This is a genomic window from Flavobacterium sp. PLA-1-15 (assembly GCF_049060005.1).
In the GTDB taxonomy this organism is placed as follows: domain Bacteria; phylum Bacteroidota; class Bacteroidia; order Flavobacteriales; family Flavobacteriaceae; genus Flavobacterium.
This window is the reverse complement of sequence record NZ_JBMGQS010000013.1, coordinates 50,474-68,126: the sequence shown is the minus strand read 5'-3', so window position 1 is coordinate 68,126 and position 17,653 is coordinate 50,474. Positions and strand designations below refer to the sequence as shown.

Annotated in this window: 11 protein-coding genes; 7 read left to right on the top strand and 4 right to left on the bottom strand. The window is 39.5% G+C overall.

Annotated elements, in window-relative coordinates; genetic code table 11:
* The first annotated feature begins 63 nt into the window (after positions 1-63).
* The 3 genes from ACI6PS_RS09470 (at position 64) to ACI6PS_RS09460 (ending at position 5,894) form a co-directional block, all read left to right on the top strand.
* A complete protein-coding gene (locus ACI6PS_RS09470) occupies positions 64-3,912 on the top strand; it encodes a T9SS type B sorting domain-containing protein (protein WP_421012320.1) in 3,849 nt (1,282 codons plus the stop codon).
* A gap of 204 nt (positions 3,913-4,116) precedes the next feature.
* Complete coding sequence (locus ACI6PS_RS09465) at positions 4,117-4,593, top strand: DinB family protein (RefSeq protein WP_421012319.1); 477 nt, start codon at positions 4,117-4,119, stop codon at positions 4,591-4,593.
* Between the two features lie 434 nt (positions 4,594-5,027).
* Complete coding sequence (locus tag ACI6PS_RS09460; protein ID WP_421012318.1) at positions 5,028-5,894, top strand: T9SS type A sorting domain-containing protein; 867 nt, start codon at positions 5,028-5,030, stop codon at positions 5,892-5,894.
* Positions 5,895-6,543: 649 nt separating this feature from the next.
* Here ACI6PS_RS09460 and ACI6PS_RS09455 read toward each other — a convergent pair.
* Both ACI6PS_RS09455 and lepA read right to left on the bottom strand, forming a co-directional pair.
* Positions 6,544-7,503 carry a helix-turn-helix transcriptional regulator gene (locus ACI6PS_RS09455; RefSeq protein ID WP_421012317.1) on the bottom strand — a complete coding sequence of 320 codons (960 nt, stop codon included), beginning with the start codon at positions 7,501-7,503 and terminating at the stop codon, positions 6,544-6,546.
* A gap of 97 nt (positions 7,504-7,600) precedes the next feature.
* Positions 7,601-9,397: a translation elongation factor 4 gene (gene lepA, locus ACI6PS_RS09450; protein ID WP_421012316.1), complete on the bottom strand. Its 1,797-nt coding sequence runs from the start codon at positions 9,395-9,397 to the stop codon at positions 7,601-7,603.
* Positions 9,398-9,675: 278 nt separating this feature from the next.
* On the opposite strand from lepA, the gene ACI6PS_RS09445 reads away from it, so the two are divergent.
* Both ACI6PS_RS09445 and ACI6PS_RS09440 read left to right on the top strand, forming a co-directional pair.
* Entirely contained in the window at positions 9,676-9,861 is a 186-nt protein-coding gene (locus ACI6PS_RS09445) for a hypothetical protein (protein WP_421012315.1), read from the top strand.
* 134 nt (positions 9,862-9,995) lie between these two features.
* The gene (locus tag ACI6PS_RS09440; protein ID WP_421012314.1) at positions 9,996-11,201 is read left to right on the top strand and encodes an MFS transporter; all 1,206 of its coding nucleotides are present in this window, start codon (positions 9,996-9,998) and stop codon (positions 11,199-11,201) included.
* A 96-nt stretch (positions 11,202-11,297) separates the two neighbouring features.
* Here ACI6PS_RS09440 and ACI6PS_RS09435 read toward each other — a convergent pair whose 3' ends face one another.
* Both ACI6PS_RS09435 and ACI6PS_RS09430 read right to left on the bottom strand, forming a co-directional pair.
* On the bottom strand, positions 11,298-13,199 hold the full coding sequence (locus ACI6PS_RS09435; protein ID WP_421012313.1) for a M1 family aminopeptidase: 1,902 nt from the start codon (positions 13,197-13,199) through the stop codon (positions 11,298-11,300).
* Positions 13,200-13,656: 457 nt separating this feature from the next.
* Positions 13,657-14,247: a hypothetical protein gene (locus ACI6PS_RS09430; protein WP_421012312.1), complete on the bottom strand. Its 591-nt coding sequence runs from the start codon at positions 14,245-14,247 to the stop codon at positions 13,657-13,659.
* Between the two features lie 157 nt (positions 14,248-14,404).
* Between ACI6PS_RS09430 and serS the strand changes: the two genes are divergently transcribed.
* Positions 14,405-15,676 carry a serine--tRNA ligase gene (gene serS, locus ACI6PS_RS09425; RefSeq protein WP_421012311.1) on the top strand — a complete coding sequence of 424 codons (1,272 nt, stop codon included), beginning with the start codon at positions 14,405-14,407 and terminating at the stop codon, positions 15,674-15,676.
* 147 nt (positions 15,677-15,823) lie between these two features.
* Positions 15,824-17,593, top strand: a complete 1,770-nt coding sequence (locus tag ACI6PS_RS09420) for a tetratricopeptide repeat protein (protein ID WP_421012310.1) — start codon at positions 15,824-15,826, stop codon at positions 17,591-17,593.
* Positions 17,594-17,653: the final 60 nt, after the last annotated feature.

The following is a 17,653-nucleotide window of genomic DNA, read 5'->3' as shown; positions in this document are numbered from 1 at the left end:
CCCGAGAATAGTATAAGTAGTATTTTCGCGGGCATTTTGTGTGCAATAAAATATCATTAGAAAATGACAAAAATAGTTTCAAATACACTTACCCTTTTCTTATTCTTTTTTGTGTTTGCTTTTTCTCAGAAATCTTTTTCTCAATGTTTTCAGATTGAAAGCATTTTAGCAACTGCTTGTAAACCAACTTCGGTGCCTGAAACAGAAGGATACAATGAAATGGTACGTTTTAGAGTTGGACCAACAAATTTAAATACTAGCAATTTAAGTGTAAATTGGGTCGCTCAAAGTTGGCAAGGACTAATCCAAAATACAGTTACCGCATCAAAAGTTGCTATTCTAAATGCAAATATAGATACTGCTGGTGGTTGTGGGGATTTGATTGAGCCAACTGGAGGAGTTCTTCCTGCAAATGCTCCTGTTATTTTAGTAACTAGTCATTTAATGGATACCAATTCCAATTCATTTGGAGCATTGGCTGAGGATACCTACATTATATTTCAAAATAACCCATCAACAGGTCAAGGACATTTTACCAATTATGGTACTAGTGGTGCAATAATGCGAACTTTTTCAATGAATTTTGGTGGGGCAGGATGTAGTGATACTGTAACTTATAATAAAACTCTATTATCCGATGCCATTGGAGACACAATTCTTTTTACCCCATCAGGAACCCCAACTTATGTAAATTACGGCTGCTCTGCTCCAGTTCTTCCATTTTCTGTAGATGCAGGAACAGCTCCAGCAAGTTCTTGCCCAGGAACGACCATCAGTTTATTAGGTACAGCCGAAGGTGAGCAGACGGTACAGTGGAGTGCACCAAGCGGTACATTCTCGGCCGCTACAAATCTTTCAACTAATTATACCATTCCAGCAGGCGCAACCGGCAACATAACCGTTACTTTAACTGTTACCAACAGCTGTGGTGATCCTCTAATTGATACTGTTATAATAAATATAGGGAGTGCTAATGCTCCAACATTCACCTTGCCGAGTACGCTTTGCAGCGGTGCAACTGCTCCGGCTTTACCAACTACATCGAATAATGGTATCACAGGAACATGGTCGCCAACAGCAATAAGCAATATTGCGGATGGAACTTATGTCTTTACCCCAACAGCGGGACAATGTGCAAGTACATACACGCATACCGTTACAGTAGGTACAAGCATCACACCAACTTTTACGCTTCCAACTACAATTTGCAACGGTGGAACCGCGCCAGCTTTACCAACTACATCAGATAATGGAATCACGGGAACTTGGTCGCCGGCCACTATAAATAATACTGGCAATGGGAACTATACCTTTACACCAACTGCAGGGCAATGTGCAAGTAATTTCATTTTAAATGTAACGGTCAGTACAAGTATTACACCAACGTTTACCTTGGCAAATACCTATTGCAACGGAGCAACCGTTCCGGCCTTGCCAACTACATCAGATAATGGAATCACTGGAACTTGGTCACCAGCAACCATAAACAATACTGCCAACGGCAATTATGTTTTCACACCAGCGGCAGGACAATGTGCAAGCAACTTCACGTTGACAGTTACCATAACCAACAATACTACGCCAACGTTTACCTTGGCAAATACCTATTGCAACGGAGCAGCCGTTCCGGCCTTGCCAACTACATCAGATAATGGAATAACTGGAACTTGGTCACCAGCAACCATAAACAATACTGCCAACGGCAATTATGTTTTCACACCAGCGGCAGGACAATGTGCAAGCAACTTCACGTTGACAGTTACCATAACCAACAATACCACGCCAACGTTTACCTTGGCAAATACCTATTGCAACGGAGCAACAGTTCCGGCCTTGCCAACTACATCAGATAATGGAATCACTGGAACTTGGTCACCGGCAACAATAAGCAATACTGCCAACGGCAACTATGTATTTACTCCAACAGCAGGACAATGTGCAAGCAACTTCACGTTGACAGTTACCATAACCAACAATACCACGCCAACGTTTACCTTGGCAAATACCTATTGCAACGGAGCAACAGTTCCGGCCTTGCCAACTACATCAGATAATGGAATCACTGGAACTTGGTCACCGGCAACAATAAGCAATACTGCCAACGGCAACTATGTATTTACTCCAACAGCAGGACAATGTGCAAGTACATTTACACTAACTGTAACGATACAGCCTAGTGCCGCAACGACAACAGGATTTACCTACACAACTCCTGTATGTGGTGACAGTGCTCCTTTGATGCCCAATACAGTTGCCGGTTTTACAACGGGAGGGACATTTACTGTTAATGTAGCAGGACTAAGCATCAATTCCAGTACGGGTGAAATTAATGTAGCGGCGAGTACTCCTGGCAACTACCTGGTAAAATACGAAGTTCTAGCAACAGGTTGCCAGAGTTATGGAACAACTACAGCTCCAATTGAGATTAAAAGTGTTGTAATACCCGTAGTAAGTTTTTCCTACCCGACTACCATTTGCAAGAGCAGCACTTCGGTTATGATCATTCCTGCTGCAGGATTCACGCCGGGCGGGACTTTTACATCAGATACAGGTTTGAGCATCAACCCTGCAACAGGAGAGGTTAATCCTTCTTTAAGCACACCAAACCCACACAGTGTGATTTATACTGTTCCGGGCGATCCGGCAAATTGTGTAAATCCTAATACGGATAGTGCTATTATAACCTTCACACCCGAAACAACTCCAGCTGTAAGTTTTACATATCCTACAAATGTTTGTTTTAATAGTGCTCCGGTTGCTCCAACAACATTTCCAGGCACACCCGGAGGAACTTTTAGTTCAGATCCAGGTTTGAGCATCAACCCAACTACAGGGCAGATAAATGTAGTGGCGAGTACAGCAGGTCCTCATATCATTACCTACACAGTATCACAGGACAATACCATTTGTAGAGCCTTCGGCAGTGATACTTTTACCATTACAATTGATAGCGCAGCAAGTGTAGCGCCTATAACCGGAGACGACAAACTATGTGTGGGCGAGACATTACAACTGGCAAACGCAACTCCGGGAGGAACATGGTCAAGCAGCGATACCAGCATTGCAACGGTAGATGCTAACGGATTAGTGACAGGGCTTGTTTCTAATTTTGTAGACATCATTTATACACTCAGTACGGGATGTAATCCTGAATCCCGAGTTACAATAGCGGTTTATGAACTGCCACAACCTGTACTGCAGGACCGTTATTTGTGTGTCAGTAATGTTACAGGATTGCCGTTAAATTCGGTAAGGATTGAGTGCGGTATCCCTACTATGGGCCACACTTTTGTATGGACACGCAACGGAAACCCACTGCCTACGACCACCAACAATCATCTGGCAACAGAACTGGGCATATATGAGGTAACCGTAACCAATAGTGTTTCAGGATGTTCAAACACGGCAAGTTGCGAGGTGAAAGCTTCGTCAAGTGCAGTGGCAACGGCAACCGTAGAACAGGATTTCAATCTCAACCAAACCATTACTGTAACTGTAACAGAAGGTTCTGGAGATTATTTATTCCAACTGAACCACGGCGTGCCACAGGAAAGCAACATCTTTACAAATGTTTACCAAGGAGAACATACCATCACCGTGATCGATAAGAACGACTGTCAGGATTTTGAATTGACGGTATTTGCTTTGAATTATCCACGTTTCTTTACACCAAATGGTGACGGTTTCAACGATACTTGGGGCATAAAAGGATTAAACGATCCAAATGCGAAAACCTATATTTTTGACCGCTACGGGAAATTGGTAAAATTCCTAAATGCCAATGGCGAAGAGTGGGACGGAACCTTAAACGGACACCAACTTCCTTCTACCGATTATTGGTTTTTATTGGAGTACAAAAACCGTGATGGTTTGGATAAAGAATTCAAAGCCCACTTCTCAATGAAAAGATAGAGCCTAGCATTAATAAACGCAAAATTGTCATTTCGACGAAGGAGAAATCTCATAATACTTTCAAGTATCTATGAGATTTTTTCTTTTTAAGACAAACCAATTTAAAGTTAAAATCAATATTTTTAAATTTTCAAAACCCTGCTGACAAACTGTTGTCACAAGCCCCTTTTACCTTTGCTGTATAATCATTAAAAAACAATCATTATGATCGCAACAGCCCAAGTTATCAGTCAGGAAGATTTACTAAAACACTGGCAAGGACACCGAACGTTAACCCGTCGTGTCATCGAACTTTTTCCAGAAAAAGACTTTTTTGAATTCTCCATCGCAGGCATGAGAACCTTTGCAGAATTAACTGCAGAATTGATTGCCATTGGCGCTCCGGCCATGAAAGGAATCATCAACCGAAAGGTAGAACCGTTTCAGGAAGAAGCTAAAAAGTTTACTACAAAAGCCCAATTCCTCGAGCAATGGGATAAGGATACCGAAACCATCAACGACTATTGGGAACAGTTGAGTATGGAAGATTTCAGCGAAAGCTTTAACCTTTTTGGTCAATATGAATTCCCGATCATCCAAAACATCTTTTATTTTATTGATAATGAAGTGCACCACCGCGGACAGGGATATGTCTACCTAAGAGCGCTGGGCATCCAACCTCCCTTTTTCTGGGAACGATAATAGAAGAAACCGCAAGTTGTACTTGTGGTTTTTTTTTGTTTCTATCATCTTGTCATTCCGAAGCAGGAGGAATCTCATAAAGAGATTCCACTACGTGAATTTGATTACGAGATTTAACGAAGTTGAACTTACGCTTTTCCTCAGTTGGAATGATAAGATTTGCCTATTAGAATTGAAAGCCTCACGATAGATTATGTGTTGATAATATGAAATTTAGATGTTTTAAATTGTTTTAGAATTTTATGGAAAATGGTATTTTTTATGTGGAAAATATGATTAATATTGTACAAATAAATAGGCTTTTATATATACCTCTAAAAACATAGTAAATATGCTCTAGTTGAGAGTATTGTATCGAGTATAAAAAAGTTGGCAGAAAATTTTGAAAGCTCATTACTCGAAGATTAATAAATTATAAACATAAATATTTAAAAATGAAGAAAAAATTACTCATCTTGTTTGTTATGTCACCCTTCTTTGGTTTTACACAAGTTGTATTGAATCAAGTTGATGATTTCGAAGATTATACACCAAAAAATTGGACTAAGTCCTCACCTGTACTACCAAATCAAAATATTGCAACTGGAGGACCTTTGGGATTAAATGATAATTTTTTAAGAGTTCAATCTCCAGCTGGTGGACAACTTCTAACATTTAATCAAGCACAATGGGCTGGAGATTATTATAAAAATAACACCTCAAATAGAATTAAATTTATTTCTATGGATGTTAGAAATTCAGGTACAAACATTATTTTTTTAAGATTAGCATTCACAAATGATAATTGGACTGGTACTGATCCTGTTTTTTCTTCAATTAATGCTATTGCTGTGATACCAGGTGAAGATTGGAAGACAATTAATTTTCCTATAACACAAGAGGCAATGACGAATGTTAGTAATACGCTAGATTATTTAGATGTTTTTGATAGTGTTACTGAATTAAGAATTTTACATAATGACGCCCCAAGTTGGACTTCAGATCCAATTGAAGCGACATTAGATATTGATAATATTATGGCTAGAAGTGCAGCTTTATTAGAAATTGATGATTTTGAATTATCAAAGAAAATAATGTTATATCCAAATCCTTCAAATGACTATATAAAAGTAAACAGTAAAGAAAATCTAAATGAAAATTTTCGATATACTGTTTTTGATTTAACAGGCAGACAAATACTCAATGGAAACTCAAAATTTGATGAAAAAATAAACATTGAGACTTTGAATACTGGTAATTATTTTATTCAAATGGAAAATGAAAAAGGAGAAATATTCAAAGAAAAGTTCATTAAAAATTAATCTTCTGCCAACATCTGTCTGGTCCTGAAATAAAACCCAAAAACTGCAAGTTGTACTTGCAGTTTTTTTTGTTTTTAGAATTGTAATGTTGTAGGAAATAATTTGTTACTTTAGTGGGAGTAAAAAACCCCGCAAGCGCGAGCATCTTGCTCGTGCCCACAATCTAAAGAAATCCAAAAAACTGCAAGCCTAAAAACCTTGCAGTTGTTTTATACTCCATTCCCAAATCCATAAATCCACCCCCAATTTCAAAACCAAAATGCCTTTCCCGATCGCTTAATTTCAAATTGCAATTGCTTAATGTCCTTTCCGAAGTGTAAATGCCCTTCCCGAACGCTTAATTTCAAATTGCAACCGCTTAACGTCCTTCCCGAAGTGTAAATGCCTTTTCCGGTCGCTTAATTTCAAATTGCAGTCGCTTAATGTCCTTCCCGAAAGGTAAATGCCCTTCCCGAACGCTTAATTTCAAATTGCAATCGCTTAACATTCTTTTCGGAGGGTAAATGCCTTTTCCGAACGCTTAACGTCCTTTCCGAAGTGTAAATGCCCTACCCGAACGCTTAATGCCTTTCCCCGTCAATAAATACGCCATTCCAACCAAAAAACATCATTTGAAAATAGTGGAGGGTAGATCCTGCATTAAAGAAATTTATAGCAAACCCGCTCTCGTCTTCTCCATCAATTCCAGCACCTTTTCCTTCAATGTTTGAGGCTCCACAATAGAGGCATAATCGCCAAACGAAAGATACCAACGAGGAAAATATTCAGAGATGGTCGGGCAGATAAAAGTCATTTCAATCACATTGCCAACAGCCTTTTCCGAAACAAAACCGTGCAGTTTCTTGTCTTCCGCAATATACTTGGCAATCTTCTTGTCAACCCTGATTACAATTTTCGTAGTCGGCAGTTGCTGTTTTTCCTTTTGCAGATAAACTTCCAAAGTTTCGTGTTCCAATGCAAATGGAGTAGTAGTATTTTTTATCGTATGAATGCGGTCCGTTCGAAACTGCCTATAATCCTTCCGAAGATGGCAATAGCCCAGGAAATACCAGTTGTTATGGTCGTGAAAAACACCAACCGGTTCAATAACCCTTTCCGTGATGCCATCCGCCTCAATCGCCTCATACCCCATGACAATCTGCGTTTTTTCGGCAACGCTTTTAAAAAGGAAAGCCAAGGTGTTAGGCGCTTTTTCATTAATCGTCTTGCCCGAAGTCTGCATCAAAACACTCGATTCAATCGTAGAAACCCAATCCTTATCCGAACCCTGCAACACTGCTTTGAGCTTATACATCGCCGAAGCATAATGGTTGCCCAGCTCCGCATCGGTAAACTTCTGCATGAGTTTTTCGGCTGCAATAAAACTGCTGGCTTCCTCACGCGTAAACATCACCGGAGGCAACCGATAACCATCCATTAAAGAATAACCAATTCCAGCTTCACCATAAATAGGGACCCCAGATGCTTCCAAAGAACGAATGTCGCGGTAGATGGTGCGCAAGCTCACCTCAAACCGATCGGCCAATTCCTGCGCCTTTACAATTTTTTTGGATTGCAATTGAATCAAAATAGCAACAATCCGGTCGAATTTTTTAGGGGTTTCGTCCACTGTGAAAATGTTTTTTCAAAGATACAAAAACAAAAAACCCGACAACTTTCGCCATCGGGTTTATCTTAATACTTAATTCTATAATCTTAATACAACGTTAGTCGTTCAATTTAAGAACCGCCATAAACGCTTCCTGCGGAATCTCAACGTTACCAACCTGTCTCATACGTTTCTTTCCTTTTTTCTGTTTTTCCAAAAGCTTACGCTTACGGGAAATATCTCCACCGTAACATTTTGCCGTAACGTCTTTTCTCAAAGCTTTAATCGTTTCACGTGCAATGATTTTTGCTCCAATCGCGGCCTGAATTGGAATATCAAACTGCTGTCTTGGAATCAATTCACGTAATTTCTCGGTCATTTTCTTACCGATGTTGTAGGCATTGTCTTCGTGGATCAAAGCGGAAAGGGCATCGACACCTTGGGCATTCAAGAGTACGTCTAATTTTACTAGTTTAGAAGTTCTCATTCCAATTGGAGAATAATCAAACGAAGCATATCCTTTGGAAACAGTTTTCAATCGGTCGTAAAAGTCGAATACAATTTCTGCCAAAGGCATGTCAAAAGTCAATTCTACTCTTTCGGTTGTCAGATAGGTTTGGTTGGTGATAAGACCACGCTTTTCAATACAAAGCGACATTACGTTACCTACAAAATCTGCTTTTGTAATGATCGTAGCTTTGATAAATGGTTCTTCTACACGGTCCAAACGTGATGGTTCTGGCAAATCCGAAGGGTTGTTTACCACAAATGCAGTTTCCGGGTCTTTTTTAGTATACGCCAGATACGAAACGTTGGGAACCGTCGTGATTACCGTCATGTCAAACTCGCGCTCCAATCTTTCCTGAATGATCTCCATGTGCAACATTCCCAAGAAGCCGCAACGGAAACCAAAACCTAATGCCGCAGAACTTTCTGGTGAGAAAACCAACGAAGCATCGTTCAATTGCAGTTTTTCCATCGAAGCTCTAAGGTCTTCATAATCTTCTGTGTCTACAGGATAGATTCCGGCGAAAACCATTGGTTTTACATCCTCGAAACCTGTAATCATATTGGTAGTTGGTGCTTTTGCATCCGTAAGTGTGTCACCTACTTTTACTTCTTTTGCCTCTTTAATACCCGAAATCAAATAACCAACATCACCTGCAGAAATCATTTGTTTCGGAACTTGGTTCAGTTTTAATGTTCCAATTTCATCTGCAAAATATTCATTTCCGGTAGCCATAAATTTAATCTTCTGGCCTTTCTTGATTTGCCCGTTGATTACTCTGAAGATTACCTCAATCCCTCTAAACGGATTGTAAACCGAGTCGAAAATCAACGCCTGAAGCGGTTCTTCCGGATCTCCTTTTGGAGCTGGAATTTTTTCGATTACGGCAGCTAGAATATTTTCTACACCAAAACCAGTCTTACCTGAAGCGTGGATAATGTCTTCCAATTTACAACCCAGTAAATCGATGATGTCATCACTTACTTCTTCTGGATTGGCACTTGGCAAATCTACTTTATTCAAGACTGGAATAATTTCCAAGTCATTTTCCAAAGCTAAATATAGGTTTGAAATAGTCTGGGCTTGGATGCTTTGTGCCGCATCTACAATCAAAAGCGCACCTTCGCAGGCGGCTATCGAACGGGAAACTTCATACGAAAAATCGACGTGTCCTGGAGTGTCAATCAAATTCAGGATATAATCCTCGCCTTTGTATTTGTATTCCATTTGGATGGCGTGGCTCTTGATGGTGATACCACGTTCGCGTTCCAAATCCATATTGTCAAGCAACTGGGCTTTCTCCTCACGAGCCGTTACGGTTTGGGTAGCGCCAAGCAAACGGTCGGCAAGCGTGCTTTTTCCGTGGTCAATATGTGCAATAATGCAGAAATTTCTAATATGTTTCATGTCTGTCTTTTATTTTTTGTTGGAAACATGTAATGCTTCGCATGCCATCTTCGTTATGTATCAATTTTAATAATCAGCGAAAGTTTTCCTTGCAAAACCAATCTCTTTCACCACTTTACGCTATCCCTCTAAAGGTAAGGATTTAATCGGCAAATATAGTTTTTTAGTCTGTAACTTAAAAGGTAAAAGAAAAGATGCTAAAAGATTCTTTTTTCTGAAATGCTGTAACATTTTTCCAGAAGTGCTTACTAATTCTTTAAACCTAAAAACCACGAGTTATGATAATCTTTAAAAAATCGACATCGACTATAATTGGAATTCATTTGCTTCTGATTTCAATGGCTATGGATCATAGTGTTTTGAGAACTTTACTTTTGAGTTCCGTAGTACTTCTATTAGGAGGCCGACTGTGCTATATTATTTTTGAGGCTTATAAAAATCTTCAAGCAGTGAAAATTAAATAAAAACCAAAATAATTTCAAGAAATTCGAAGGAACTGCAATGATACATTGCAGTTTTTTTATATCTGATAATTTTAAATTCGGATGTATTTTGAGAATGTAAAATAGCAGACCTTTGTAGTCCTAAAGCAAGACGCATGGAATTCCGTTTTATAAATAAATTCAACACCCGACCAAAATTAAAAGGCTACAAATTTGCTAAAGAATCCTATTTGAAAAGGATCCGTTGGGCGGTTTCGCTCTTCTATTTTGCCATGGGATTGTGTTCCTCGACTTGGGCCAGCCGAATTCCGGATTTGAAGGCATCGCTGAAATTAAGCGAAAGCGAATTGGGCACCATCTTGTTTGCCATTCCGCTCGGGCAATTATTAGCAATGGCTTTTTCTGGAAAGGTCGTGGCGAAATTCGGGAGCCATAAGGTTATTCTTATCGCGATGGTGTTGTATGCTTTTATGATGACGAATATTGGTTTGGCATCAACGCCATTTCAACTTTCACTGGTGCTTTTTGTGTTTGGCATCTTCGGAAATTTCACGAATATCTCTGTCAATACGCAAGGCGTTTATGCCGAAGGACTTTATAAAAGAACCATCATGTCGTCGTTTCACGGTGCTTGGAGTACGGCAGGATTTACCGGAGCTTTGATTGGTTTGATCATGCTAGGGTTCGGACTTTCGCCCTACGTTCATTTTATAACTGTTTTTGGGATTGTATTGCTCGTAATGGCGCTCAATTTCGGTCATCTGATAAAAGCGAAAGCAAAGAAGATAGTTGAGAAAAAGAAATTCTTTACCAAGCCCGATGCCACTTTAATCTGGTTGGGTGTAATTGGTTTCTGTTGTATGGCCAGCGAAGGAGTAATGTTTGATTGGAGCGGGGTGTACTTTAAAGATGTGGTTTTAGCACCCGGACCATTGGTGATCATCGGTTATACTTCGTTTATGATCATGATGGCAACGGGAAGATTCATCGGCGACAAGCTTATCTTTAAATTTGGTCGAAAAAAGGTGATGCAAATCAGCGGTATTATGATTTCGGCAGGACTTTTTACCTCCGTTTTCTTGCCCTATCTGATACCTTCCACGATAGCTTTTATGGTAGTCGGGTTGGGTGTTTCTACAATTGTTCCGACGGTTTATAGCGTGGCAGGGAAAAACGAAAGTGTTTCGCCAAGTGAAGCTTTAACCATCGTTTCGAGTGTGAGTTTTCTTGGGTTCTTGATGGGACCTCCCATTATTGGCTATATTGCCGAAGCTTTCGGATTAAAATTTTCGTTCGCTTTTATTGGTGTTTTCGGACTGCTGATTACGTTTTTGGCTTCAAGGATAAAGGCGATTCAGTAGTTTGTTTTCAAATGGATGACTTTGCGACTTTGCGACTTTGCGAGCATTATTTCTCGCAAAGTCGCAAAGACGCAAAGCAAAATTTCAAATAAATAATTACTCCTTTACAAACCGAATCTGCTTCACACCAAAATCAGTAAACACTTTCATGAAATAAACTCCGGAAGCAAAATCGGCTATATTCCAAGAATTTTCGGTTGAGGTTTTTATTTGCTGTCCGATGGTATTATAAAAAACAACTTCCTTGATTTGTAAGCCTTGCGGAACAGTCAATCGCAATAGATCCGAGGTAGGATTTGGGTATAACATCAATTCCTGCAACATAGTAAATTCTTCTGTCGATAAATTGGTGACATTATTTTTTGAGATGATTTCCTTATTCGGATCAAAATCAAAATCGGTCACTACAAACGGAACGTTCTCGATAAACTGCTGTCCGTTTGAAGTATGGTTCAAAACCAAATCCATTTGCTGGCCCGCATTTCCATAAACCCTAACCGGCAAAGGCATTTCAAAAAACGAAACAGAAAGATGTGATTGTGTCTGGTTTACGACAAATTTCACCTGCCCAGTACCTATATTTTGAGCTTGGATGTTATACGTTGGATAACCCTGACCATACACCCAGTCATTAAGAAATTCTGTCAAGCTGATGCCTGATGCCGTTTCCAAATGCGTCTTCAAATCGTTTGTTTCAGCATAATCAAATGCTAAGTTTGCATCGGCTAGATAATTTTTTAAACCTTGAAAAAAGTTCGTATCGCCCAGTTTCAATCGAAGCATGTTCACGACCATCGCTCCTTTATTATACGTCAATCGGCCACTGAAAATTCGGTTCACATTCAAGATGTCACTTTCGGGAACATACACCGAACCTCCCAGTTGCGAAGTGATGTTGAGCGTCAAGCTGTTTTTCCAATTCGCGAAAGCAGTAGCACCATCAAACTCCTCGATAACCAAGCCTTCCATATAGGAAGCAAACCCTTCGTTGAGCCAAATGTCGTTCCAAGAAGCACACGTAATTTTGTTTCCAAACCAATGGTGACCCAATTCGTGCGCAATCAAATCCCTTCCGAAACTTCCCATAAACGAAACCGTCGTGTGTTCCATACCGCCGCCCCAGCCAAATTGTGCGTGACCGTATTTTTCATCGGCATAAGGATAGGTTTCGAATAGCTCTTCAAACAAATCCATAATTGGTAGCGTCACAGCAAGACTGTTTTGTGCTGAAGTAAAATTCTCCGGATAAATGTAATTTACAATCGGGAAGGTGTTTGGAGCAGTTCCGGCAGTCTGCGTAAAAACCTGATAATTCGTCACGGCAATCGCAACGAGATAGGCAGGAATAGGATGGTTGTGTTTGAAATGTGTCGTTTTGGTGCTGTTTGGATTGTTCACAATACCAATTTGCTTGCCATTGGCAACACTAACGTGAGCAGAAGGAGCCGTAATATAAATATCAACACTGTCGATTTTATCGTTCAAATCCTGCTTGCAAGGCCACCAATCTCTTGCTCCATAAGGTTCGGATAGCGTCCAAAGAATAGGCGTTCCGTTATGGGTGTCAATCGTAAAAGCGTCTTCTCCCTGCGAAGGTTCACCTGAATAATTGATGACAACCGTTCCCGAAGTCCCAGCAGTTTGCACCGATGGAAGTGTAATCACCAATTCGTTGTTGCTGTTTTGAACAAATGTCAGGGGTGTTCCGTTTTTAGTCACGGAACTTACCGTTAGTTCATTAGTCAAATCAAAAGTAACGGTCGACATATTAGACAAGGCGGTAAAAGTTGTCGTTACTTTTCCCGTGATAAAAAACACCGAAGGGTTCACCGTGAATTCCAGTTTATGATAGGTAACATCGTAGTTTGCCGTGTTCGGATTGGCCGAAAAAGCTATTATTTGCGAAGCCGATTTCATTTCGGCTTCAGCGATATTGTTATTCTGTGCAAAGAGCGTTATAGTTGAAAATAAAAAAACGAGGAGGTAGCTATATTTCATCGAAAAGCAAAAATTTTGCCCAAAGATAAAGAATAACTACCACTTCGGTAAGACTTTGTGAAATAGAAGGTTAATTTGTTGAGGTTGTAATTTTAAAAATCAACAAACCTGTGTACAACTGTACAACCCTCTAAAGCAAGTGCTTTTGTGCCTTGTACAACTGTACAACCCTTTAAAGCAAGTGCTTTTATGCCTTGTACAACTGTACAACCTTCTAAAGCAAGTGCTTTTGTGCCTTGTACAACTGTACAACCCTCTAAAGCAAGTGCTTTTGTGCCTTGTACAACTGTACAACCCTCTAAAGCAAGTGCTTTTATGCCTTGTACAGTTGTAACGGATTGGTTGAAAAACTATAAAAAGGACAGTTTCTCATACATCTGTATCAGATTTTGTATAAAGTGGCGAAAAAACCAATTTCTCATACAGCTGTATCAGTTTCTGTAAAAACACGAAGAATTTAGTTTCTTGTAGTTCTTATTTTAAAATGAAAAGTACCCGAAACATCTTTGATAGTGGCTTCGTTGCTCAACAAATAGGTTCTCATGTTGTATTTGCATTTCACTTTAAAGATGGAATAGTTGGCTTCGTGACCAACGTATTCTATTTTTTCTACTTCGTTATAATAGGTAGAAGAATTGTCTGCCAAACTGATTAATCTATCGGTACTACCTTGATTATCGGGTAATTTTTGCGAAAATTGAAACGGTTGATCGTTATCGCCGTAGCTCACGATTCCGTATTTTTTATAGTTCGAAACCTGGTTCATGTCCGAACTGTCCTGAGGATACGAAAAATAAAATGTTTCATTTGTGGATGCAGAAGTTGCTGAAACCGCATAAACGCCATCGGCTGGATTCATCGGCATTAAATCCAATTGTTCACAATTGATGGTTCGCTCCCAATCAGGTGTCTTGAATTTCAGATGCAAGGAATTGCTTACTGTTCCACCGCCTGTATCGTCGCCCTCTTCATCCGAAGAACAAGCAACCATAGTGGTTAAACCAACAAAGCTCAGCAATAAATAGGAAAGAATTTTAGGGGTTTTCATGATGTAAAGTTTTTCCAAAGCTACTAATCGGATTGCACATAAAAAATAACCATAAATAGGTATTTTTAGAGGCGGTTATGCCCTGAGAAGAAAATCCACATTCCGTCGTTTAATAAAAGTATTTCATTAAATTTGCGCACTTATAAAACCATATATAATGTTACAGATAGCGTTTATTAGAGAAAATCAGGAGAAAGTCCTCAAAGCTTTGGCAAAAAGAAACATGGATGCCAAATCTATTGTTGAACAAGCGGTGCAGCTCGACGAAAAAAGAAGAGCCACACAAGCTGAAATGGACAATATTTTGTCGGAATCGAACAAGCTATCCAAAGACATTGGGGAATTGATGAAATCTGGCGAGAAATCGAAAGCTGAAATCTTGAAGCAGAAAAATGTTTCATTGAAAGAAAAAAGCAAGGATTTGTCTGAGAAATTAGAGGTTTACACCAATGAATTGACGGAACAATTATACCTATTGCCAAATCTTCCTGCCGATTTAGTTCCGGAAGGGAAAACCCCAGAAGACAACTTGACGACCTTGCAGGAGGGAGAAATTCCTGTTTTGCACGAAGGAGCCTTGCCTCACTGGGAATTGGTTAAAAAATACGACATTATTGATTTCGAATTAGGAAATAAAATCACAGGTGCCGGTTTTCCGGTTTACAAAGGAAAAGGAGCCAAATTGCAACGTGCGTTGATTACCTATTTCTTGGATAAAAACACCGATGCTGGTTATCAAGAATTTCAAGTGCCTCATTTGGTAAACGAAGCTTCAGCTTACGGAACGGGACAATTGCCGGACAAGGAAGGGCAGATGTACCACGACAAAACGGACGATTTGTATTTGATTCCGACTGCGGAAGTTCCGGTGACGAACTTGTTCAGGGATGTATTGTTGCACGAAAACGAATTGCCGGTTTTGGCAACGGCTTACACGCCATGTTTCCGTAGAGAAGCAGGTTCTTATGGAGCTCACGTTCGTGGTTTGAACCGTTTGCATCAATTTGACAAAGTGGAAATCGTGCGTGTGGAGCATCCTGATAAATCATACGAAGCGTTGGAAGGCATGGTAGAGCACGTTCGCGAAATCTTGAACGAATTGAAATTGCCTTACAGAATTTTAAGACTGTGTGGTGGCGATATGGGATTTGCATCTGCAATGACCTATGATTTTGAAGTATTTTCTACGGCTCAGGACCGTTGGTTGGAAATCAGTTCGGTTTCTAACTTTGAAACTTTTCAAGCACACCGTTTGAAATTGCGTTTCAAAGATAAGGATGGAAAAAACCAATTGGCACACACCTTGAACGGAAGTTCATTGGCTTTACCACGTGTTTTAGCGGGAATTCTAGAAAACTATCAAACACCAGAAGGAATCGTTATTCCAGAGGTGTTGCGAAAATATACAGGATTTGATATTATTGACTAATCAGTTTTAGGAAGTCATACTTTTATAATGCTAAAGAGAATCGATTTTGATTTTCTTTAGCATTAAATTTTAAGATAAAATTCAAGAATACAAATTTAAAAAGTACTAAATTTCACAATTCGCTGATTAGTATAATTTCAACTTCCAATGAAGCACTTTTTTTCATATATTCTCTTATTATTCACGCTAGCCGGTTTCGCCCAAAACGAACAGCTGGCACAGAATTATTTTGAAAAAGGTGATTTCGAAAAAGCACTTATTGCCTACGAGGAATTATTGAAAAACCAGCCCGGAAATAACCTGTATTTTCAAAAAGTAGTAGAGTCGAACCAGCAACTTTCTAACTTTGACAAAGCCAAGGAGCTTATTCAGATTAGGATGGATAAGTACAAGCAGGGCAATATGATGGTGGAAATGGGCTACAACTATCAACTGCAAAAAGACGAAGCCAATGCCAAGAAATTCTACGATAAGGCATTGGAAAAAATAGACGAGAATCCTTCGAATGTATTTGCAATTGCTGTAAATTTCGAAAAGAAAGCATTGTTGGATTATGCCTTGAAAGCCTATCAGAAAGGTTCTTCAATCCAACCCTTTACCTATCAGATGGCGGTGATTTATGGTCAACAAGGCAAGACCGATATGATGATTGAAAAATTCCTTGAGGAAGCCCAGAAGAATCCACAGAGTTCCATTATGATCCAGAATCAGTTGTCGCGATTTATGACGGAAGATGCCGAAACTAGCTTTAATGATTCGTTACGAAAAGCACTCTTGATTCGAACACAAAAAGACCAGGATATCTTTTGGAATCAATTCCTGAGTTGGTTTTTTGTACAGCAAAAGGAATACGGAAAGGCATTCATCCAAGAAAAAGCCATTTATAAAAGAGAGCCTGAAACCTTTTCAAACATCGTAAACCTAGCACAATTGGCCATTGAAGAAGGCGATGACGAATCGGCAACGGAAATCATCAATTTTGTTTTGGAAAATACACAGGACATCGACTTGCAGATTTTTGCACATTCGTTTTTGATGGAAAATAAAATCAAAAAAGCCACTGAAAAGGACTATCCGGCGATAAATGCAGAACTTGAGTTGTTGCTCAAAAAGTTCGGTATCAGTCCGTATTCGTTATCGTTGCAAACGCTTCAGGCGCATTTTGTAGCCTTCAATATGAAAAATCCAGAGCTTGGAAAATCAATATTGAAGAAAGCATTGGAACTTCCGATCAACAAATATCAAGAGGCTGACATCAAAATGGAACTTGCGGACATTTTGCTTTTCGAAGAGAAATTCAACCAAGCGTTGATCTATTATTCGCAAATTGAAGAGGATTTAAAAAATGATGAAATAGGGCACGAAGCAAGCCTGAAATCGGCGAAGACCAGTTATTTTAAAAGCGATTTCGTTTACGCGACAAGTCAGTTTAAAGTGTTGAAATCAGCTTCGACGCAATTGATCGCCAATGATGCCTTGGAGTATTTCCTGTTGATAAACGACAACACTGTTTCGGATTCGACGCAAACGGCGCTGAAGAAATTCGCAAGAGCCGATTATCTTTTATACCAGAACAAGACACAGGAAGCTTTGGTACAATTTCAAAATATTTTGAAGGAAAACAAAGGTGATGAAATAGAAAGTGCGACCATCTTAAGACTGGGACAGACCTATGAAAAGCTACACGATTATAATTCGACCTTGAGCCAATACCAGAATATCATCGACAATCATAAGGAAGGAATTTACATCGATGAAGCTCTTTATTTCTCTGCCGAAATTTACAACGACCAATTCAAAATGCCTGAAAAAGCAAAGCCTTTATACGAAGCCATTTTGTTCAACCATCAGGATAGTATTTATTTTATCGAGGCTAGAAGAAAGTTCCGTCAGTTGAGGGGAGATGCGAACTTGTAAATTCCAAATAGTTGAAATCCCAAATGTCAAATCTGAAATCCTCAATCATAAATCTTATAT